Below are 17564 nucleotides of genomic sequence, written 5' to 3' on the forward strand. Positions count from 1 at the left end.
TCGCTGAACTTCGGGATGCTCTGCTGACGGGTCTCAAGATTCTCGGAACTCGATTTATCTGAATTTTAAATGCGCTGTACTTAGTTCCAGCCAACTACCAGATTTTGACGTCGGCGCGGTATTCGGTGACCTGAAGTTGCCACGCTGGGAGGTCATGAACCTGTCGAGCGACCTGAGTGTCGACTGGAACGTCGTCCCAGACCTGTCCGCAGGTGCAGTGTCCGGTGACAGGGAGGTGGACCGTGTGGTCGGGTTGCGCTGACATCTTGAGGGTCGTGCCGGGGTGATCTGGCTGAGCGCCAGAAGACCGGTCGGTCTTCTGGCGCTCACTCCTGGGCTGCCAGGGTTTGTCCTGATTGGACGTGTGGCTGTTCTTGGCCTGACGTCCTTCGAGCTCTTGAAGGCGTTTCAGGAGGGCCGCAATCTGCGCTTCGAGTTCACGGATGCGTGCCTCGAGTCGTTCGCAGTTTGGGCAAGGAGTCTCGCTGATGGTCCACCTTACCCAATCGACTCCCGGAAGTCACCCTGCTGAGCAGTTACTCCTGGGCATCATCTTCGTTCAGGCCGAGTTCGTAAGCGATCTGGCGGTTACTCAGATTCAGACCCATGAGATACAAGCACGCCACCCACTGCCGCAGGGGCTGGTGGTGACCAGCGAAGACGGTGCCCGTCAGGTCATCAAACTTCCGCTGGCAATTCAGACAGCGATATCGCTGTCTGAATCTCTGGGTGTCGTCCCGGCCCTGCTTGACCACGTATGGTGCGTGGCAATGCGGGCAGTCCACGCCATCAGGCCAACGGAGTTCCCGCACGACCTTGAAGCATTTTTCGTCGTCCAGGAGCTGAATTAAGCTCAGCATGCTGATAGTTTATCAGAGCACCCTCAGCTCCCTGGAATCCAGGAAGAGCCAAATAATTAACTATGGAAGGCTTGCTCAGTGAGATCAAGTTTGAAGCCGGAATAAGCAGAAAGTGATGAGAGACCCCCCCCCTTCAACAACCCGCCTTCATCCCTTGACCCCTCGCTCGCTCACTCCATCACCGCCCCGATCTACGCGCCGGAGAATTTTTCCCCGGCGAGCTCTGCTCGCCCAATGTGTTCACCCGTGGCGTCGCTCCCGCGCCCTGCGGGCTTGGGGTTGGCCTGACGGCCAACGCGGGTGAACGGGCGCACGGCGATTCCCTCCGGCCAGTGCACTGGGTGATGAGCGATAGAAGAGCGGCACTCCGGTGTACCCTGCCGGGCATGCGCTCCTGGACGGCTCTTCTCGCTCTTGCAGGTTTCACGAGTCTGTCCAGTCTGGGACAGCCGGGCACGCCGGGTGCCATCCGGATCTTTCCTCACGCACCGGCGTCCTCCAACCGTCCCAACGTGCGCTGCGATCAGCCGATGTGCCTCGCCTTGGTGCGGGCCATTGACGGGGCGCGGCGTGAGATCGACTTCGCGATCTACGGCCTGCGCGGGCAGGACGAGGTGCTGGCGGCCCTGGTGCGCGCGCAGGCGCGTGGCGTGCGGGTCAGGGGGGTCGTGGACGCCGACGTGAAGGGCCTGAACTACTACTCGGATACCGTCAGGCTCCGCCGGGCCCTGCCGCAGGTCCGCACGGATCAGGCCGCAGATCTGCGAACTCAGGCGAAGCGGCGACCATCTAGCGGGCGTCCCCGCTGTGACCGCCCTGACGACCGGGACGGCCCGCTCTCGTGTTACGCCGCCACGGTGGGCGGAGTGCGGTACGAGCTGGCCCAGGCCTCCCAGGAGCCGATCGATTTCGAGGGCGACATCATGCACGACAAGTTCTTCGTCTTCGACCGGCAGGCGGTGTGGACGGGCTCGGCGAACGTCAGTGACAGTGACGTCGGCGGGTACAACGCGAACGTGGCCGCGTTGCTCACCGTTCCGGAACTCGCCGCAGCGTATACCCGCGAGTTCGAGCAGATGTACGCCGGGCAGTTCCACCGCGAGAAGGCCCCAGGGACAGCGCGGGCCGTCCGACTGCCCGGTGGAGGCACCGCCCAGGTGTTGTTCTCGCCGCAGGACGGGGCGATGCGTGAAGTGATCCGGACCCTGCGCGCCGCCCGGCAGGTCATCAACGTCACGGTCTTCTACCTCACCAACAAGGAGGTGGCCACCGCCCTGCTCGAGGCCCGGCACCGCGGCGTGCAGGTGCGGGTGATTCTGGACGCCACAGCAGCCAGGAACGAGTACACCAAGCACGAACTGCTCCGCTCCGCCGGGGCTCAGGTGAAGGTGGAGAACTGGGGCGGGAAGATGCACGCCAAGGCCGCCAGTGTGGACGGCCGCCACCTGATTCTCGGTTCGATGAACTGGACCTCGGCCGGGGATCTCAGGAACGACGAGAACACCCTGATCCTGCGTGACGTGCCCGCGCACGTCCGCACCTACGACGCGGCCTTCGAGACGATGTGGCGCAGCGTCCCGGACCAGTGGCTGAAGGCCAACCCGCGTCCGGAGGGGCTGGAGTCAGGGTCGGCCTGCCGTGACGGCATCGACAACGATTACGACAGCAAGCCGGACAGCCAGGATCCCGACTGCCGCACCAGCGCGCCTCAGGCGGGTCGGACTGCCCCCAGCGGCGCAAACTGCCCGGCCGGGTTCCCAATCAAGGGCAACGCCGGCAGCATGATCTTCCACGTCCCCGGTGGGGCCTTCTACGCGAAGACCCAGCCCGAGGACTGCTTCCGCACCCCCGATGACGCCCGTCAGGCCGGATACCGGCAGAGCGGGCGGTAAGCACCCAGGAGAACATCCATGACCACACCGCCAACGAATCCGAACTCGACGAACGCCCTCGGCCTCAAACACGTGTACACCCTCGCCTCACGCGAGGGTGTTTGCTGTGTGCCGCTCCCCTACGACCCTGCGCGGCCCTACTGGCCTTCACACGTCTGCCTCGACGGCCTCGGCGCCCGGGTGATGGCACGACACGCCGAGCCGGGAAAGCGCAGCCGCTTCACCTTCGACAAGCTCCAGTTGCACCGTGGTATCGAGTGGCTGGTGCTGGTCTGTCTGCCCTCCGGCCCGGCCGACGACCCGGTGCTCTACCGCATCCCCAGGTCGGTCTGGCAGCACTGCGCCTCCATCACCATCGACTTGCATGACTCCAGCGCCTGGCCCGTCGCCTACCGCTGGTCGCCCCCGACACGGCAGGAGGAACGCCGGAACAGGCAGTTGGACCTGGAGGTCTGGCAGATTGCCGATGAGCTGGCTGCGGCTGCCTCTGGGACGGCCTTCAGTTCAGGCTCAGTCTGGGCTGGAGGTCAATGACCTGCGGGCGCTGTCGGGCTAGGCTGGCTGCTCCAGGCGCAGCGCACGTTCCAGCACGGTGCGGACGTTCTCGGTGAGGCGCTGCGCACCGTAGGTGGCCAGCACGATCCGGTAGAGGGCCTCGGGGCTGCCCTCCCCGAGCTCGGGCTCGGAGGCGAGGAGCTTTAGCATCAGGGCCTGGATTTCGGAAGGTGGGACGTCCGTGAGCTTGCGAGGTCCGGTCTCCCGCAGCCGCACCGCAGGGCAGAGCGGCGTGCGGACGACCTTGTCGAGCAGCCCGGGGGTGCCCCATTCGTCCGCAGCGAGCAGCATCCCGGCGCGCACGGCGCGGGTCATCGCCTTGTTCAGCAGGCTCTTCGTTGCCTGCCCGAACCGGATGCCGGCCGCCTGGCAGTACACCTGGTACGCCTGCCGCGCCGTCATTGGCCCCTCGCTCGCGACGATCTCCTGCAATCCCTCCACGACAGGCTCCAGGCTGCTGAGGGTGCGGGGGTCCGGCAAGGGCCGGGGAACCCAGCGGCCGTACGGCTCCAGCAGCGCCGTGACCACATGCTCCACCGGGGTGATCACCTCGCTGGTGGTCTCGACGATCTCCTCTCGGGCCGCCTCCTCAGTCTGGAGGGCGGCTGCGGCGTCCACGGTGCCTTCGGCAGGTTCTGCGGGAACATGAGCCGGGACCGGCTCGGTGGGCTGGAAGTTTCGGGGGTCGCCTTCGGGGAAGACGCCCCTTCTCTCCAGCGTGCGCCACAGATCCTCCAGGGCACCTTCGGGATCGCGTGCGTACGTGCTGCCCCGGACCCGCCAGAATTCCATCCCGGCGCGCTCCAGGGTCTGCTGGCGGGCCAGGTCGTCGAGGTACTTCTCCGGACCATGCCAGTGATCGCCGTCGCATTCGACGGCCAGGCGGCCCCTCAGGCCCTCGACGACGAGGTCGATGCGGTAGCCGCCCAGTTCGTACTGTGGAATCACCCGGTACCCCCGGTCGACCAGATCCAGGTAGACGTCCACCTCGAACCAGCTGTCGAACTTGTCAGGCGGGGACGTGTTGCCGCGTCCCGGGCGCGCCGCCAGTTCACGCAGCGTCCCGATCTCCTTCGACGCGAGCGGGGTCCAGCCTTCCAGTTCGGGATTGCGCACGTGGCGGATCAGGGACGCACGCAGGTCTTCCGGATGCAGGTCGGTGAGGTCGACGCTGTGGAAGAGCCACAGCTGATCGCGGGCTCGGCTGACGGCCACGTTGTAGCGGGGCTGGAATTTTTCGCTGTCACGCCCGACTTTCGGCTCCCGCTTACCGTCGGTCGGGCTGACCACCATGCTCAGGAAGATCACGTCCCGCTCGTCGCCCTGGAAGCTGTAGGCGTTTCCGCACACCAGCCTCCGGGCTTCGATTTCCGCCTCCCCGATCTCGGCGCGCAGCAGGGTGGCGATCTCCTCGGCCTGCGACTCGCCCACCAGGCTGATCACCCCGAAGCTCTTCCCGGCGTAGCGGGGGTTGGCGATGCAGGCCTTGATCTGATCGACAATGGCCCGCGCCTCCACCGGATTGAACTTGTCGCCGCGCAGCGGCATGGTGTAGCCGCCTTCGACCTGCCGGGCCACCAGTGGCTGGAGCCGCTCGGCCCCGAACTGCCGCAGGGCGATCAGCGGCTCCTGCGGGTAGCTCAGGTCGCTGGAAAACTTGATGATCTCCGGCATGCAGCGGAAGTGTTCACGCAGACTGATCCGAGTCGGGTAGGCGTAGCTGCCAAAGCCGAAGAGGCTGGCCTTCGGGTCCCCGATGACTTCCGGCGCAGGCACGTCACGCAGGTACCGCTGCACGAGGGCGTCCACCTGGGCGATCGGGATGCCCACTCCTTCGGGTTCGATCTGCTTGTCGTCCCCGACGATGATGATCTTCTTTGCGATGAAGGTGAGGAACAGCGACTCAGGGCCCGCCTGCGAGGCCTCGTCGACGATCACGACGTCGAACATGCCGGGGCTGACCGCGAAGTTCTCCGCGACGAGATGCAGCGGCATGATCCAGGCGGGGATGGCCGTGCGGGCCTCGTCGAGGCTCTGCTGGGCCACCTGCCGCCACTTGCCAGCGTGCTTGCCGGTACCTTTGCCGATCTTGCGGATGGCGTTCTGCCAGCGCACGAGGGCCGCCTGTTCTCGGGGCGTCATGCGGTCCAGCGTGCTGCGCCAGGCTTTCGTCGCGGCGAGTGCGCCCAGCGTCTGGCGCTGCACGTCCCGGGCAGCCGCGAGCTGTTCCCTGGTGTCCACCTCGGTGTCCGGGTTGGCGAGCTCCCGGACCCTGAGATCAGCCCTCACCCAGTTCCAGGCCTGCTCGAACCCCGCGAGCCGGGCGTCCCAGGTGGATTCCGGGAAGGTGGACAGGAGCTCATCGGCCAGCAGGGAGGCGCCCGCCCCGAGGCGGCTCAGCAGGGCCTGCTGCTCGGACAGCAGCGCCTGACGCTGGGCCAGGTCCTGAAGCTTCAGGTAGGCCAGGCCGTAGGCCTCTGCGTCACGCCCCTCGATGGCTCCGATCAGCTCGGAGACAATGTCGTGGGCGTTGCCGACTGCTTCGAGGCCCTGAAGTGCAGGGAGCAGCGCCTCAAGGGTCTGCCTGCTCGCCTGAGCCTCGCTGCCCGCGTCCGCTGCCTGCACCATCGACACCAGGGCACGCAGGTCCCCGGCCTCCCACCACTGCGGCTGCGGGAGGCCCATGATGCCCCGTACGGCCTGCTGGGCGGCCTCCAGGACCTGGCGCAGCTTGAGCATCCGGACCAGGGCCTGACAGTGCGCCCCGAGTTCCGTGACCTGAAGTCTGACCGGACCGCTCACCTCGACCCCGAGGCTGGCCCAGAGGCCCTTCAACTTGTCCAGGTTGGCGTCCAGGCGCAGGTGGTCCAGCAGGGCCGTGAGAGTCTCCACCGTGTCGGCCGCGCGGCCACCGAGCCGGACATCGGTGCGCAGGTACTGCCGCTGCTTGACCGCCGCGGGCTTCCCGAAGAGGCCGCCCCAGCTCCCGCCGCCGCGCAGGTGGTGCAGCACCGCCTGGGCGTCGCTTCTCACGGTGGGAAGGTCCCGGCCGTTCAGACCCGTCAGGGCCCGTTCTTCCAGCTCGTCCGCGTGCTGATGCAGCTCCGGCAGCAACTCGAGGCTTTGCCGAGCCACCTCCTGCCAGCGGCTGGCCTGCTCCTTCAATGCGGCGTCGACTGCGCTAGCCATCCAGGGCAGTGGCCGCTGCCGTTCGGTGTCGACGCTCGCCATCAGGGCCTGAACCGTCTGCAAGAGGGCGTGCCGGGCTTCTGGCTCGGCCCGCTCAATCACAGGATACTGCGGGTGGGTACGCGCCGCCTCATGCGCGGCGGCCTGCGCCTTCGACGCCTTCTCTCCCTGAACGAAGCGGAGGAAGGCTTCCGGCCGGGTGAGTTCCGCCGCCTCTGGCCGCCGCCGTGAGAGCTCCTGGGCTTCTTCGGCACTCAGGTCCCGCAGCAGGTCCAGCAGCCGCTCCATCTCGGCGTTTGAGAGCGGAGCAGGCCGGGCCGGGTCAGCAAAGTCCGCGAGCCACTCAAACTGAGGTTCCTGAGCCCGCAACTGCGCACCGATCAGCTGCGCCGGTCCACGGTATCCAAACAGTTCGAGCTGGCCCGTCTCCGCCTCCCGGATCTCCCGGAGGCAGTCGAGCAGGCGGTCTTCCTGCTGACGGGCCTGTTCCAGGCGACTGAACAGCAGCTTCTCCTGCTCGGCCTCCTGACCGGGCTGGCGGCTGGTGAAGCGGTGCAGGATCTCCCCGACCGAGCCCTGCAGGGCGGCCTGTGCGCCTTCCTCGCCGCGCAGATGTGTAATACACAGGCTGCGCAGTTCCGCCGGAAACTTCTCCCGGAGGACGCTCAGCGCGCGGGCCGTGTGACTGGTGACCAGCACCTTCTGATCCGTGGCCAGCAGGTGGCTGACCAGGTTCACGATGGTGTGCGACTTCCCGGTGCCGGGCGGACCCTGCACCAGCACGCCCTTCTCCCGCCGGATTCGCCGGATGATGTCCCGCTGCGCGGAGTTGGCTGGCAGTGGGAAATACACCGTCTGGTCCTGCTGTCCCGGCTCCGCCGGGCCCGTGACCGGTGGGCGGTCACCCAGGAAGCGCCGGACGCTGTCCGGCAGACCGGCCGGTGCGCCGAGTTGAGTCAGGATGCTGTCGTAGGCAGCGGTGAGGGTACGTTCGCCGCGCCGACGCAGGATCAGGGCCGGAGCCCAGTGGACCGCCGGGCGTTCCGACACGCCCTGAATGGGTCGAAGCTCAGCTGCGTAGGTGCCCCGATCCCCGGCTGAATTCACCCAGGTCTCGAGCAGGGCCGGTAAGGTCTGCCCGCTCCAGAGGTCCTCGCCACTGTCGAGCAGCACCTTCTGGATGGCCTCCTGCACCTGCGGCATCACGCGGTCGTCGGCGTCCAGCATGTCCTGTTCCAGTGAGGTCCGCGCGCCGTCCCCGGCGGCCGTGACGCTCAGAACACCCCGCAGGGCGTCGAAGTGCAGGGCGGCCCGGGCCGTGAACAGGTGGCGGCGGACCTCGCCGCTCGACGGGGCCCTCCAGGTCAGGTGGCCCAATCCGAGGCGCAACTCGTACTTCTCGCTCTCTGCGGCGAGCTTCTGGTGAAAGTCGAACAGCTGAGAGTAGTGCCGCTGCACGTCCCGCGCCCGGCGTTCCTCCTCGGCCCAGGCCTGCCAGCGTTGCTCATAGGCCTGCCAGCTCTTGAAGACTGCCGCTTCCTGATCCAGGAACAGGGTCTCTCTGATCTCCCTGGTCTGAAGGTCATCGTCCAGAACCTGGGCGGTAACCACCCGCTGCGACCGGATGCCTGGAGCCTGGTCGGGGCGGTCAACCGCATCCGTCACCCATCCGGCCAACTCCTCCGGCAGGGCCGGGGCCGGGAAGAAGCGGGGCTTCTGAATGACCAGCCAGTCGTCGCCGGCGGCCTCGGCGGACTGCCGGGCCACGTTGGTGATGCGGGGGTCGTCGGGCAGTGCGTGGAGCCACAAGACCCCGTCCCCCTGATTGGTGCGCTGGGGCTTGTACTTGAGCTGCGTGAACTCCTTCAGGTACTGGAAGAAGCGTTGGGCCTGATCAGGGTGGTGCGACGTTTCCATGCGTGAACCTTTGCCGTGAGGAGTCGGAGGATCGATCAAGGCAGTTTCGCACGGCACCACGCCCAGAATCACCGCACACTCGTCGCCACACGACCTGAAGGGCCGCGCAGACCCCTGCCTGTAGGTCCCGACCTTTCAGACGGCTGGATGTAAGTTCAGCCCTGTGAGGCCAGATCGCTCAACGCGCGGCCCGGCAACCAGCCCGGCCATCCTGTCCGTTGCCACGGCACCCTGTGCCAGCCACTTCACCAGTCCTCCCGACACGTCAGAAATGCGCCGCCAGTCGCATCCGCCGCGCACTATGCTGGACGGCACCATGACGACCAACACCTCCGAAGTCGAGCGCCGCCTGTGGGCGGCGGCCGATAACCTTCGCGCGAACAGCAAGCTCCGCAGCCACGAGTACAGCACCCCGGTCCTGGGCCTGATCTTCCTGGCCTACGCCGACCACCGCTTCCAGCAGGCGCAGCAGGAACTGGGCGCAGACGCCGACCCCATCGACTTCCAGGCGGAAGGCGTGATGTACCTGCCCGAACAGGCCCGCTACCGCCGCCTGCTGGCCCTGCCGGAAGGCGCGAACCTGGGCGCGGCCATCAACGAGGCCATGAACGCCATCGAGACCGAAAACGACGACCTCAAGGGCGTGCTGCCCAAGATCTATAACCGACTCGATAACAGCGTCCTCGCGCCCCTCCTGAAGGCCTTCAACTTCGAGGAGATCGCCGCCGGACTGGAAGGGGACGCCTTCGGCAAGGTGTACGAGTACTTCCTGGGTGAGTTCGCCAAGCGCGAAGGGCAACTGGGCGGCGAGTTCTACACGCCGACCAGCCTCGTCAAGCTGATGGTCGAGATCATGGAACCCTTCCACGGCCGCATCTACGACCCCGCCTGCGGCTCGGGCGGGATGTTCGTACAGTCCGCCCGCTTCATCACCGAGCATCAGAAGAACCCCACCGACGAACTGAGCGTCTTCGGGCAGGAGAAGACCGCCGAGACCGTACGACTGGCCCGCATGAACCTCGCCGTGCACGGCCTCAGCGGCGATATCCGCCAGGGCAACACCTTCTACGAGGACATCCATGGCAGCCGCGGCAAGTTCGACTTCGCCCTGGCCAACCCGCCCTTCAACGTCAAGGGCATCAAGAAGGACGACATCGCCGCCGACCCGCGCCTGCCCCATGGTGTGCCCAGCACCGACAACGGCAACTACCTGTGGCTCCAGTACATCAGCAGCAGCCTGAACGAGAAGGGCCGCGCCGGGGTCGTCATGGCCAACAGTGCCAGCGACGCACGCGGCAGCGAGCAGCTGATCCGCCAGCGCATGATCCAGAGCGGCAACGTGGACATCATGTTCGCCGCCAGCAGCAACCTCTTCTACACCGTCACGCTGCCCGCCACGGTGTGGTTCCTCGACAACGGCAAGCGCGGCAGCGCCCGCGAGGACAAGGTCCTGTTCATTGACGGGCGCCACACCTTCGTGCAGGTCACCCGCGCCATCCGCGAGATGACCGACGAGCAGGTCGAGTTCCTGGCAAATATCGCCAACCTGTACCGGGGCGAACAACCCGAGTTCAAGCACGGCAGCCGCGAGACATTTGAAGAAACCTTCCCCGGCAGCGTGTACCGCGACGTGCCCGGCCTGTGCAAGGTCGCCACGCGCAGCGAGATCGAAGTGCAGGGCTGGAGCCTGAACCCTGGCCGATATGTGGGCGTCACTGCCCGTGCCACTGACGACTTCGACTTCAGCGCGCGATTGGGCGAGCTGAACGAGGAACTGGAGACCTTGACAGCCGAAGCACACGAGCTAGAGGAACGGATCAGCGAGAACATTCAGGCGTTAATGGATGGGGGCAAGGCGTGAAACAGATTCAGACACTACTCCAGCCAACAGACACGCTTCCAATCTTGCCTGGCAGTTGGACATTTGTGTCAGTCGAGTCTGTAAGTGAGCGTCTCAAGCCCGGGAAACTATTCGACCAGAGAAGTGCTGTGAGCGAGGGAGCCGTACCGATAATTAATCAATCTGCCGATGGCTTCGTTGGCTATCACGACGAGGAGCCAGGAGTGGTCGCCTCATTTGACGACCCCGTATTTACATTTGCTAACCATACATGCGAGATGCGATGGATGACTCGATCATTCTCATGCATACAAAATGTCTTCCCTTACAGAGGGATCGAAGGCAAATCACACACGAAATATCTTTATTACGCAACTTTGGGAAGGGTGACGATTGGTGATTACAAAGGGCACCACCCCATTTTTCGGCGCATGGTGGTGCCTTTGCCACCTCTCCCCACACAGCGCAAGATCGCCGCTGTCCTCTCCGCCTACGATGACCTGATCGAGAACAACACGCGGCGGGTGCGGGTGCTGGAGGACATGGCGCGAGCCCTGTACCGCGAGTGGTTCGTGGAGTACCGCTTCCCTGGTCATGAGCAGGCCGAGTTCGTAGAAGACGAGCAGGGGCGGAGGCCGAAGGAGTGGGCAAATGTTCCGCTAGCTCATTTCGGCAATTTCATAACCGGGAAAACACCATCAAAAACGATGCCAGAGTATTTTGGTGGCGACATTCCATTTATAAAAATACCGGACATGAATGGAATTTTTACATTGAGCGCCTCGGAAAATCTTTCAGTATTAGGAAGTGCGGCACAGAAGAAAAAACTTGTTCCGACAGAATCCATTTTGGTGAGTTGCATAGGTACAGTTGGCAAGGTAACTATCACTGCTCAACCAAGTCAATTTAACCAGCAGATAAACGCCATCACCCCGGAAAAAAAGCATCTTGGATTTCTTTACTTCCTGATCGAATCTCTTAAAACGGATCTAGAGATGATAGGCCTTGTTGGTGCGACGATGCCAAATGTAAGCAAGGGCAAACTAGAAAATATGCGGGTTGTGGACCCCGGACGTCTTGCCGACGATTTTAGTGATCACGTGCAGCCACTACTCGACTCGATTCTTAACCTCACTCGCCGTAACGCAAACCTGCGCCGCACGCGCGATCTGCTGTTGCCCAGGCTGGTGTCGGGCGAACTGGACGTGTCAGGGCTGGACATCAGCGGCGTTGACGACGCAGCAATGGGACAAGAGGAGATGGCATGAAAGCGAAAGAGTCCAAGCTCCTGAAGTTCCTTCAGGGCGAGAAGCAGTTCTTCGTCCCCATCTACCAGCGCACCTACTCGTGGCTGCGACCTCAGTGTGAGCAGTACTGGCATGACCTGCTCTCGGCGGGGCGAGACGCCAGGGTGGATGCTCACTTCCTGGGGGCGGTGGTGTACATCGGGCGGGGCGTGTATACCGCCTCGGACGTATCGCAGATGCTGGTGATCGATGGGCAGCAGCGCCTCACGACGACCACGCTGCTCCTCCTGGCGTTGGCGCGGCATCTGGGGTCGGAGGGTGAGATCCTGCTGACCAGCGAGGCCGAGGACGGGTCGGTGAGTGAGACGAGGATCACGGCTGCCCGAATCCGCGAGAACCATCTGATCAATCGCCATGAGGAAGGCGGGGACGGCTTCTACAAGTTGATGCTCACGCAGTCGGACAGGGAGACGCTGCGTCGCTTACTGGATGGGGGCCCGTTGCCAGAGACGCCGAGCGGGCGGGTGCTGGAGAATCTGGCGTTCTTCGAGGAACGCTTGAATGATGAGAGTGTGGACCTGCGGGATGTGTACCGGGGCCTGCAGAAGCTGGTCATTGTGGATGTGGCGCTGGAGCAGGGGAAAGACAATCCTCAGTTGATCTTCGAGAGCATGAACAGCACGGGCCTGGACCTCAAGCAGGCGGACCTGATCCGGAATTTCATGCTCATGGGCCTTGAACCGAAGGCGCAGACGAAGCTGTACAACGAGTACTGGAAACCGATGGAGGACCGCTTCGCGGGGCGTGACCCGCAGGATTTCGACCGTTTCGTTCGGGATTACCTGAGCCTGCGGGTGCCGACCAGTACCCCGGCGCGGTTGGATCAGGTGTACGCGTCGTTCAAACGGTACGCGCTCGCGCAGGGAGATATGAGCGGGCTGGTGCAGGACCTGGCGGAGATGTCGCGGTATTACGCGGCGATCCTTGATCCGGCAGGCGTAGAGAAGGACGCCGACGTGCGGCGGGCGCTGCTGGAACTGGCCGCTCTGAAATTGGATGTGGCGTTCCCGTTCCTGCTTCAGGTGTATGCCGACTGGCAGCAGGGGGTGATCGGGAAGCCGGAGGTGCTTCAGGTTCTGCGCTTGATCGAGTCGTACCTGTTCCGGCGGAGCGTGACTGGCATCAACTCGCAGGGGCTGAACAAGTTGTTCCCTGATTTGCCGCGCCGCCTGGACCGCGCAGAGTACGTGCAGAGTCTCCAGGACGCCCTGTTCGAGCTGAAGACGTACCTGCGTTTCCCTCGAGACGGCGAATTCCGGGAAGGGCTGCTGCACCGCGACCTGTACCAGGTGAAGCGCCTGTGTGCCTACACCCTGCTGAAGTTGGAGAACCACTCGCATAAGGAGCCGATCTCGCTGGGCGGACTGACCATCGAGCATGTCATGCCGCAGACTGAGAACCTGCACGCAGAGTGGCTGGCGATGCTGGGGCCGGATGCCGAGGGTGTGCAGAGCCGTTACCTGCATACTCTGGGGAACCTGACCCTGACGGGGTACAACAGCGAACTCAGCGCTCGGCCGTTTGTGGAGAAGCGGGACATGATAGGTGGGTTCAAGGACAGTCATCTGCGTCTGAATGCCGACCTGGCGAAGTTGGACGAGTGGAATGAAGCTCAGATTCAGGCGCGGGCGGAGCGGCTGGCTGATCAGGCCGTGAAGGTGTGGCCTGCCCTGGAACCCTCAGAGGAAGCCAGGGCACGAGCGGACGAGAAGACCCGCCGGACACCTCGGGGGGAGCGCAGCGTTGAGGATCATCTGGGTGGGGCCAGCACTGAGCTCCGCGAGCTTTTCGAGGATGTGCGCGAGGGGCTGCTGGTTCTGCACGAGGACGTGACCGAGCACCCGCTGGCGGTGTACATCGGGTACAAGGTGGGGACGAACTTCTGCGACATCACGGTCCAGCCGGGTGCCAACAACCTGCGGTGTTGGTTGAACCTGCCTTACGGCAAGCTCGTGGATCAGACGGGACGGGCCCGGGATGTCACGAGCATCGGGCATCACGGCAATGGCGACGTGGAGATCGTGTTGCGTCCGGGTGACGACGTGGAGTGGTTCCTGGAATTGGCAGGGCAGGCCCTCGCCTATCAGGTGGCCCGCGTCCCGACGACACTCAGCCTGGACACGCTGTCTCCGGAAGCGGGCGCGGCCCTTGGGGTGTTCGAGCAGGCTCTGTTGGACCTTGACCCTGCGCTGACTCGTGGTGCGACGAAGAATTACATAGGGTACGGTCGTCCTGTTGAACTGATCGGGCTGCTGCGGGCAGGTGGAGTCCTCGTCGAGATTCAGCCGCGTGATCCTGATGTCCTGCCGGAGGAATTGTTCGTGGGCTGGGAGGCGCGGAGTAAGGACCGCTGGGCTCTGCCGCTGGACTCGACTGAAGCGACCGCGCGCGCCATGCCTCTGATTCGTGCTGTTCATTCGCAGTTCGAGCAGAATCTGGCCTATCGCGAACCCGCCGTGCGGCAGTTGGTCCGCTCCCTGAGACAGCTGTTCAGGAGTCGTGGTGCGGAAGTGAAAAGCTCGCCGTCTGCGGATCATTACCTGCTGGGAGACCGCGACGTGGCGCGGTTATGGATCAACCGGGGGAACGTGTTCCTGGCCCTTCGGCATCCGTATGCGACCCTGGAGAATCCGCAGCTCCTGGGCCAGTCCAGAGACCAGGACGGCCTTGTCGGCTGGGACCCCGGCTATTTCGAGGGACGCTTCGACCAGCCGGTGGATCTCTCGACCTTGACCCTCTTGGTTGATCAGGTCGTCGGGGCGAACCATGCACCTGTTCAGTGAGGACACGTTGGTCGAGCACACCGCGATGCGGCTGCTGGGACAGCTCGGCTGGCGCACGGTGGACGCCATGCACGAGGACTTCGGCCCGGAGAGTCTGCTGGGCCGCGAGAGCCGCCGTGAGGTGATCCTGGAGCGGGAGCTGATGGCTGCCCTCCGCGCCCTCAACCCGGACCTGCCCGAGGTGGCCCTGCGTCTTGCGGTCGAGGCGGTCATCCTGGACCGCTCGGCGATGACTGGCGTGCAGGCGAACCGTGAGCTGTACGAGCTGGTCAAGCAGGGCGTCCCCGTCTCCTTCAACAACGCGGACGGGGATCAGGTCACGGAGCGGGTCCAGGTGATCGACTGGAATGTACCCGACAATAACCGGTTCCTGGCGGTGCAGCAACTCTGGGTGACCAACCCGGACGGCCTGTGGAACCGCCGACCGGATGTGGTGGGTTTCGTGAACGGCCTGCCGCTGGTCCTGGTGGAACTCAAGGCGGCCCACAAGAATCTCGTGGACGGCTTCCAGGACAACCTGCGCGACTACCAGGACACCATCCCGCAGCTCTTCATCCCCAACGCCTTCATCGTTGTCTCGAACGGTCTGGAAGCCCGCGTGGGGAGCCTCACGGCGGGCTGGGAGCACTTCGTCGACTGGAAGAAGATCGAGCGCGAGGACGAGCCCAAACGGCCGGGCCTGGAGACCATGTTGAAGGGGATGTGCGACCGCACGCGCCTTCTCGACCTGGTTGAGAACTTCATCCTGTACATCGAGGGCGACGGCCAGCTCCTGAAAATCCTCGCGAAGAACCACCAGTACCTGGGCGTGAACAACGCTCTGGAGGCTCTGCGGCACACCAAGAAGAACGGGGGCAAGCTCGGGGTGTTCTGGCATACCCAGGGGTCCGGGAAGAGTTTCAGCATGGTCTTCTTTGCCCAGAAGGTCCTGCGGAAGGTGCCTGGCAACTGGAGTTTCGTGGTCGTCACCGACCGCGATGAACTCGATAGCCAGATCTATAAGACTTTCGCCCGCACGGGTGCCGTCACCGAGCCGGAAGATCAGGTGCGCGCCGAGAGCGGCGCGGGCCTGAAACAGCTGCTTCAGGAGGATCACCGCTACCTGTTCACCCTGATCCAGAAGTTCCGGACCGAGAAGGGTGAGGTGTATCCCACGCTGACCCAGCGGGACGATGTGATCGTGATGACCGACGAGGCCCACCGGAGCCAGTACGACGTCTTCGCCGGCAACATGCGGCAGGCCCTCCCGAACGCCTCCTTTATCGGCTTTACGGGAACGCCGCTGATGGCCGGGGAACAGAAGACGCGCGAGGTCTTCGGCAACTACGTGTCGGTCTATAACTTTCGCGACGCCATTGAGGATCAGGCGACCGTTCCGCTGTACTACGAGAACCGCATCCCCGAGTTACAGCTGGCCAACGAGGACTTCCAGGACGACATGCTGCAGCTGGCCGAGGAAGCCGGTCTGAACGACGAGGCTGAGCAGCAGCTGGCCAGAAGTTTCGGCAAGCAGTACCAACTGCTGACGCTGGAAAATCGCCTGGACGAGATCGCCCGGGACCTGGTGGCGCACTTCATGGGCCGCGTGCAGTTCGGGAAGGCCATGGTCGTCAGCGTGGACAAGTTGACTGCGGTGCGCATGTACGACCGGGTGCAGCAGCACTGGCAGGAAGCGATCCAGCGACTGGAGGCGGAGCTGAGCTTCGCGACGGGCGAAGTGCGGGACTCGCTGCTGGCCCGACTGCGGTTCATGCAGGAGACCGACATGGCCGTCGTCGTGTCGCAGGCACAGAACGAAGTCGCCGACTTCGCCGCCAAGGGTGTGGACATCACGCCACACCGCAAACGCTTCGTCGAAGAGGACCTGGAGGAGAAATTCAAGAACCCTCAGGACCGCCTGCGGATCGTGTTCGTCTGCGCCATGTGGATGACGGGGTTCGACGCGCCGAGCGTCAGCACCATCTATCTCGACAAGCCGATGCGTAACCACACGCTGATGCAGACCATCGCCCGTGCCAACCGGGTCTGGGAGCACAAGGTGAGCGGGCTCATCGTGGATTACATCGGCGTGTTCCGTGACCTCCAGCAGGCCCTTGCGATCTACGGGGCGGGGGATGGCGGTGGCGGCGTGGATTCACCCGTGCAACCCAAAGAGCAGCTGATCGCCCATCTGCAGGCCCAGGTTGACGGTATGCGGGCGTTCCTGTCGCCCAGGGGCATCCAGCCGGACGTCATCCTTGCGGCAGAGGGGTTCGACAAGCTGCACCTCCTGGAGACCGCGCGGGACGCCCTGCTGGAGTCGGAAGCGACCCGCAAGCGCTATCTGGAGGCGGCCGCTGTGATCGACCGGCTGTACAAGGCCGTGCTGCCTGACCGCACAGCTCAGGCGTACACCAGGGAGCGGGCCCTGTACGTCGTCCTCGCTGAGATGCTGCTGGTTGCGACAGGAGGGGAAGGGCCAGGCGAGAACGGCGTGATGGCCAAGGTCGAAGCCCTGCTGGACGAGTCAGTCATCGCCCAGCGCTACCGAGTGCGTGAGGGCGGGACAAAACTTGACCTCAGCCGCATCGACTTCGAGAAGCTGGCGCAGACCTTCGGTCAATCCCCCTATAAGCGCACCGAGGCGGAGAAGCTCAAAGCTCTTCTGAACGGCCGCGTGAACCAGCTCGCCCGCCTCAACAAGACGCGTGTGAACTTCGCGGAGAAGCTTCAGGCCATGATCGATGACTACAACTTCGGCGCGGCGAATGTCGAGGACTTCTTCAAGGAGCTGCTGCAGTTTGGCCAGGACCTCGACGAGGAAGGCCAGCGTGCCGCGCGTGAAGGACTCTCTGAGGAGGAGCTGGCTGTCTTCGACCTGGTGGTCCAGGGGGGCCCGGAACTGAGCAGACGGGACGAGCAAGCTGTGAAGGGGATGGCCCGGCACCTGATTGAGAAGCTCAAAAGCAGCGCCCTGGTACTCGACTGGCGCAAGAAGCAGCAGACGAAAGCCAGGGTCAAGAAGGCCATTCGGGATGACCTGCGTGCCCTGGGCGCGACTGAGGGCGAACTGGATACCCTCCTCAAGAACATCTACGCTCACGTCTACGAGTCCTACGCAGACAGCGGGAAGAACGTCTACGCCTGACGTGTCCTCTCCCGGTTTTGTCCGCAGCTTCTAGAGCATTTGTCATAATAAGGCTATGAAACGAGTCGGCGCACGCGGATACGGGCTAGACCTG

General features: G+C 64.1%; 8 protein-coding genes. 6 read left to right on the top strand and 2 right to left on the bottom strand.

The window, feature by feature from the left end:
• Nucleotides 1-536: 536 nt before the first annotated feature.
• Complete coding sequence (locus tag IEY70_RS21445) at nucleotides 537-860, bottom strand: transposase (protein WP_189066799.1); 324 nt, start codon at nucleotides 858-860, stop codon at nucleotides 537-539.
• A gap of 530 nt (nucleotides 861-1390) precedes the next feature.
• On the opposite strand from IEY70_RS21445, the gene IEY70_RS20050 reads away from it, so the two are divergent.
• Together IEY70_RS20050 and IEY70_RS20055 are read left to right on the top strand one after the other, a co-directional pair.
• A complete protein-coding gene (locus IEY70_RS20050) occupies nucleotides 1391-2752 on the top strand; it encodes a phospholipase D-like domain-containing protein (RefSeq protein ID WP_189066800.1) in 1362 nt (453 codons plus the stop codon).
• Nucleotides 2753-2770: 18 nt separating this feature from the next.
• Nucleotides 2771-3286 (top strand): hypothetical protein, encoded by a 516-nt coding sequence (locus IEY70_RS20055; RefSeq protein ID WP_189066801.1) that lies wholly within the window; start codon nucleotides 2771-2773, stop codon nucleotides 3284-3286.
• Between the two features lie 18 nt (nucleotides 3287-3304).
• On the opposite strand, the gene IEY70_RS20060 is transcribed toward IEY70_RS20055, so the two are convergent.
• Nucleotides 3305-8413, bottom strand: a complete 5109-nt coding sequence (locus IEY70_RS20060; RefSeq protein ID WP_189066802.1) for a PDDEXK-like endonuclease domain-containing protein — start codon at nucleotides 8411-8413, stop codon at nucleotides 3305-3307.
• A gap of 316 nt (nucleotides 8414-8729) precedes the next feature.
• Here IEY70_RS20060 and IEY70_RS20065 point away from each other — a divergent pair, with 316 nt between their 5' ends.
• Genes IEY70_RS20065 through IEY70_RS20080 form a run of 4 tightly spaced genes read left to right on the top strand, consistent with a single transcriptional unit; the run spans nucleotide 8730 to nucleotide 17470 of the window.
• A complete protein-coding gene (locus IEY70_RS20065) occupies nucleotides 8730-10274 on the top strand; it encodes a type I restriction-modification system subunit M (protein ID WP_189066803.1) in 1545 nt (514 codons plus the stop codon).
• Complete coding sequence (locus IEY70_RS20070) at nucleotides 10271-11521, top strand: restriction endonuclease subunit S (protein WP_189066804.1); 1251 nt, start codon at nucleotides 10271-10273, stop codon at nucleotides 11519-11521. The genes IEY70_RS20065 and IEY70_RS20070 overlap by 4 nt, the downstream gene beginning before the upstream one ends.
• Nucleotides 11518-14343: a DUF262 and DUF1524 domain-containing protein gene (locus IEY70_RS20075; RefSeq protein WP_189066805.1), complete on the top strand. Its 2826-nt coding sequence runs from the start codon at nucleotides 11518-11520 to the stop codon at nucleotides 14341-14343. Before IEY70_RS20070 ends, IEY70_RS20075 begins: the two co-directional genes overlap by 4 nt.
• Nucleotides 14327-17470 carry a type I restriction endonuclease subunit R gene (locus tag IEY70_RS20080; protein ID WP_189066806.1) on the top strand — a complete coding sequence of 1048 codons (3144 nt, stop codon included), beginning with the start codon at nucleotides 14327-14329 and terminating at the stop codon, nucleotides 17468-17470. Before IEY70_RS20075 ends, IEY70_RS20080 begins: the two co-directional genes overlap by 17 nt.
• The last annotated feature ends 94 nt before the right edge of the window (nucleotides 17471-17564 follow it).

The organism is Deinococcus seoulensis, assembly GCF_014648115.1.
Taxonomy (GTDB): Bacteria; Deinococcota; Deinococci; order Deinococcales; family Deinococcaceae; genus Deinococcus; species Deinococcus seoulensis.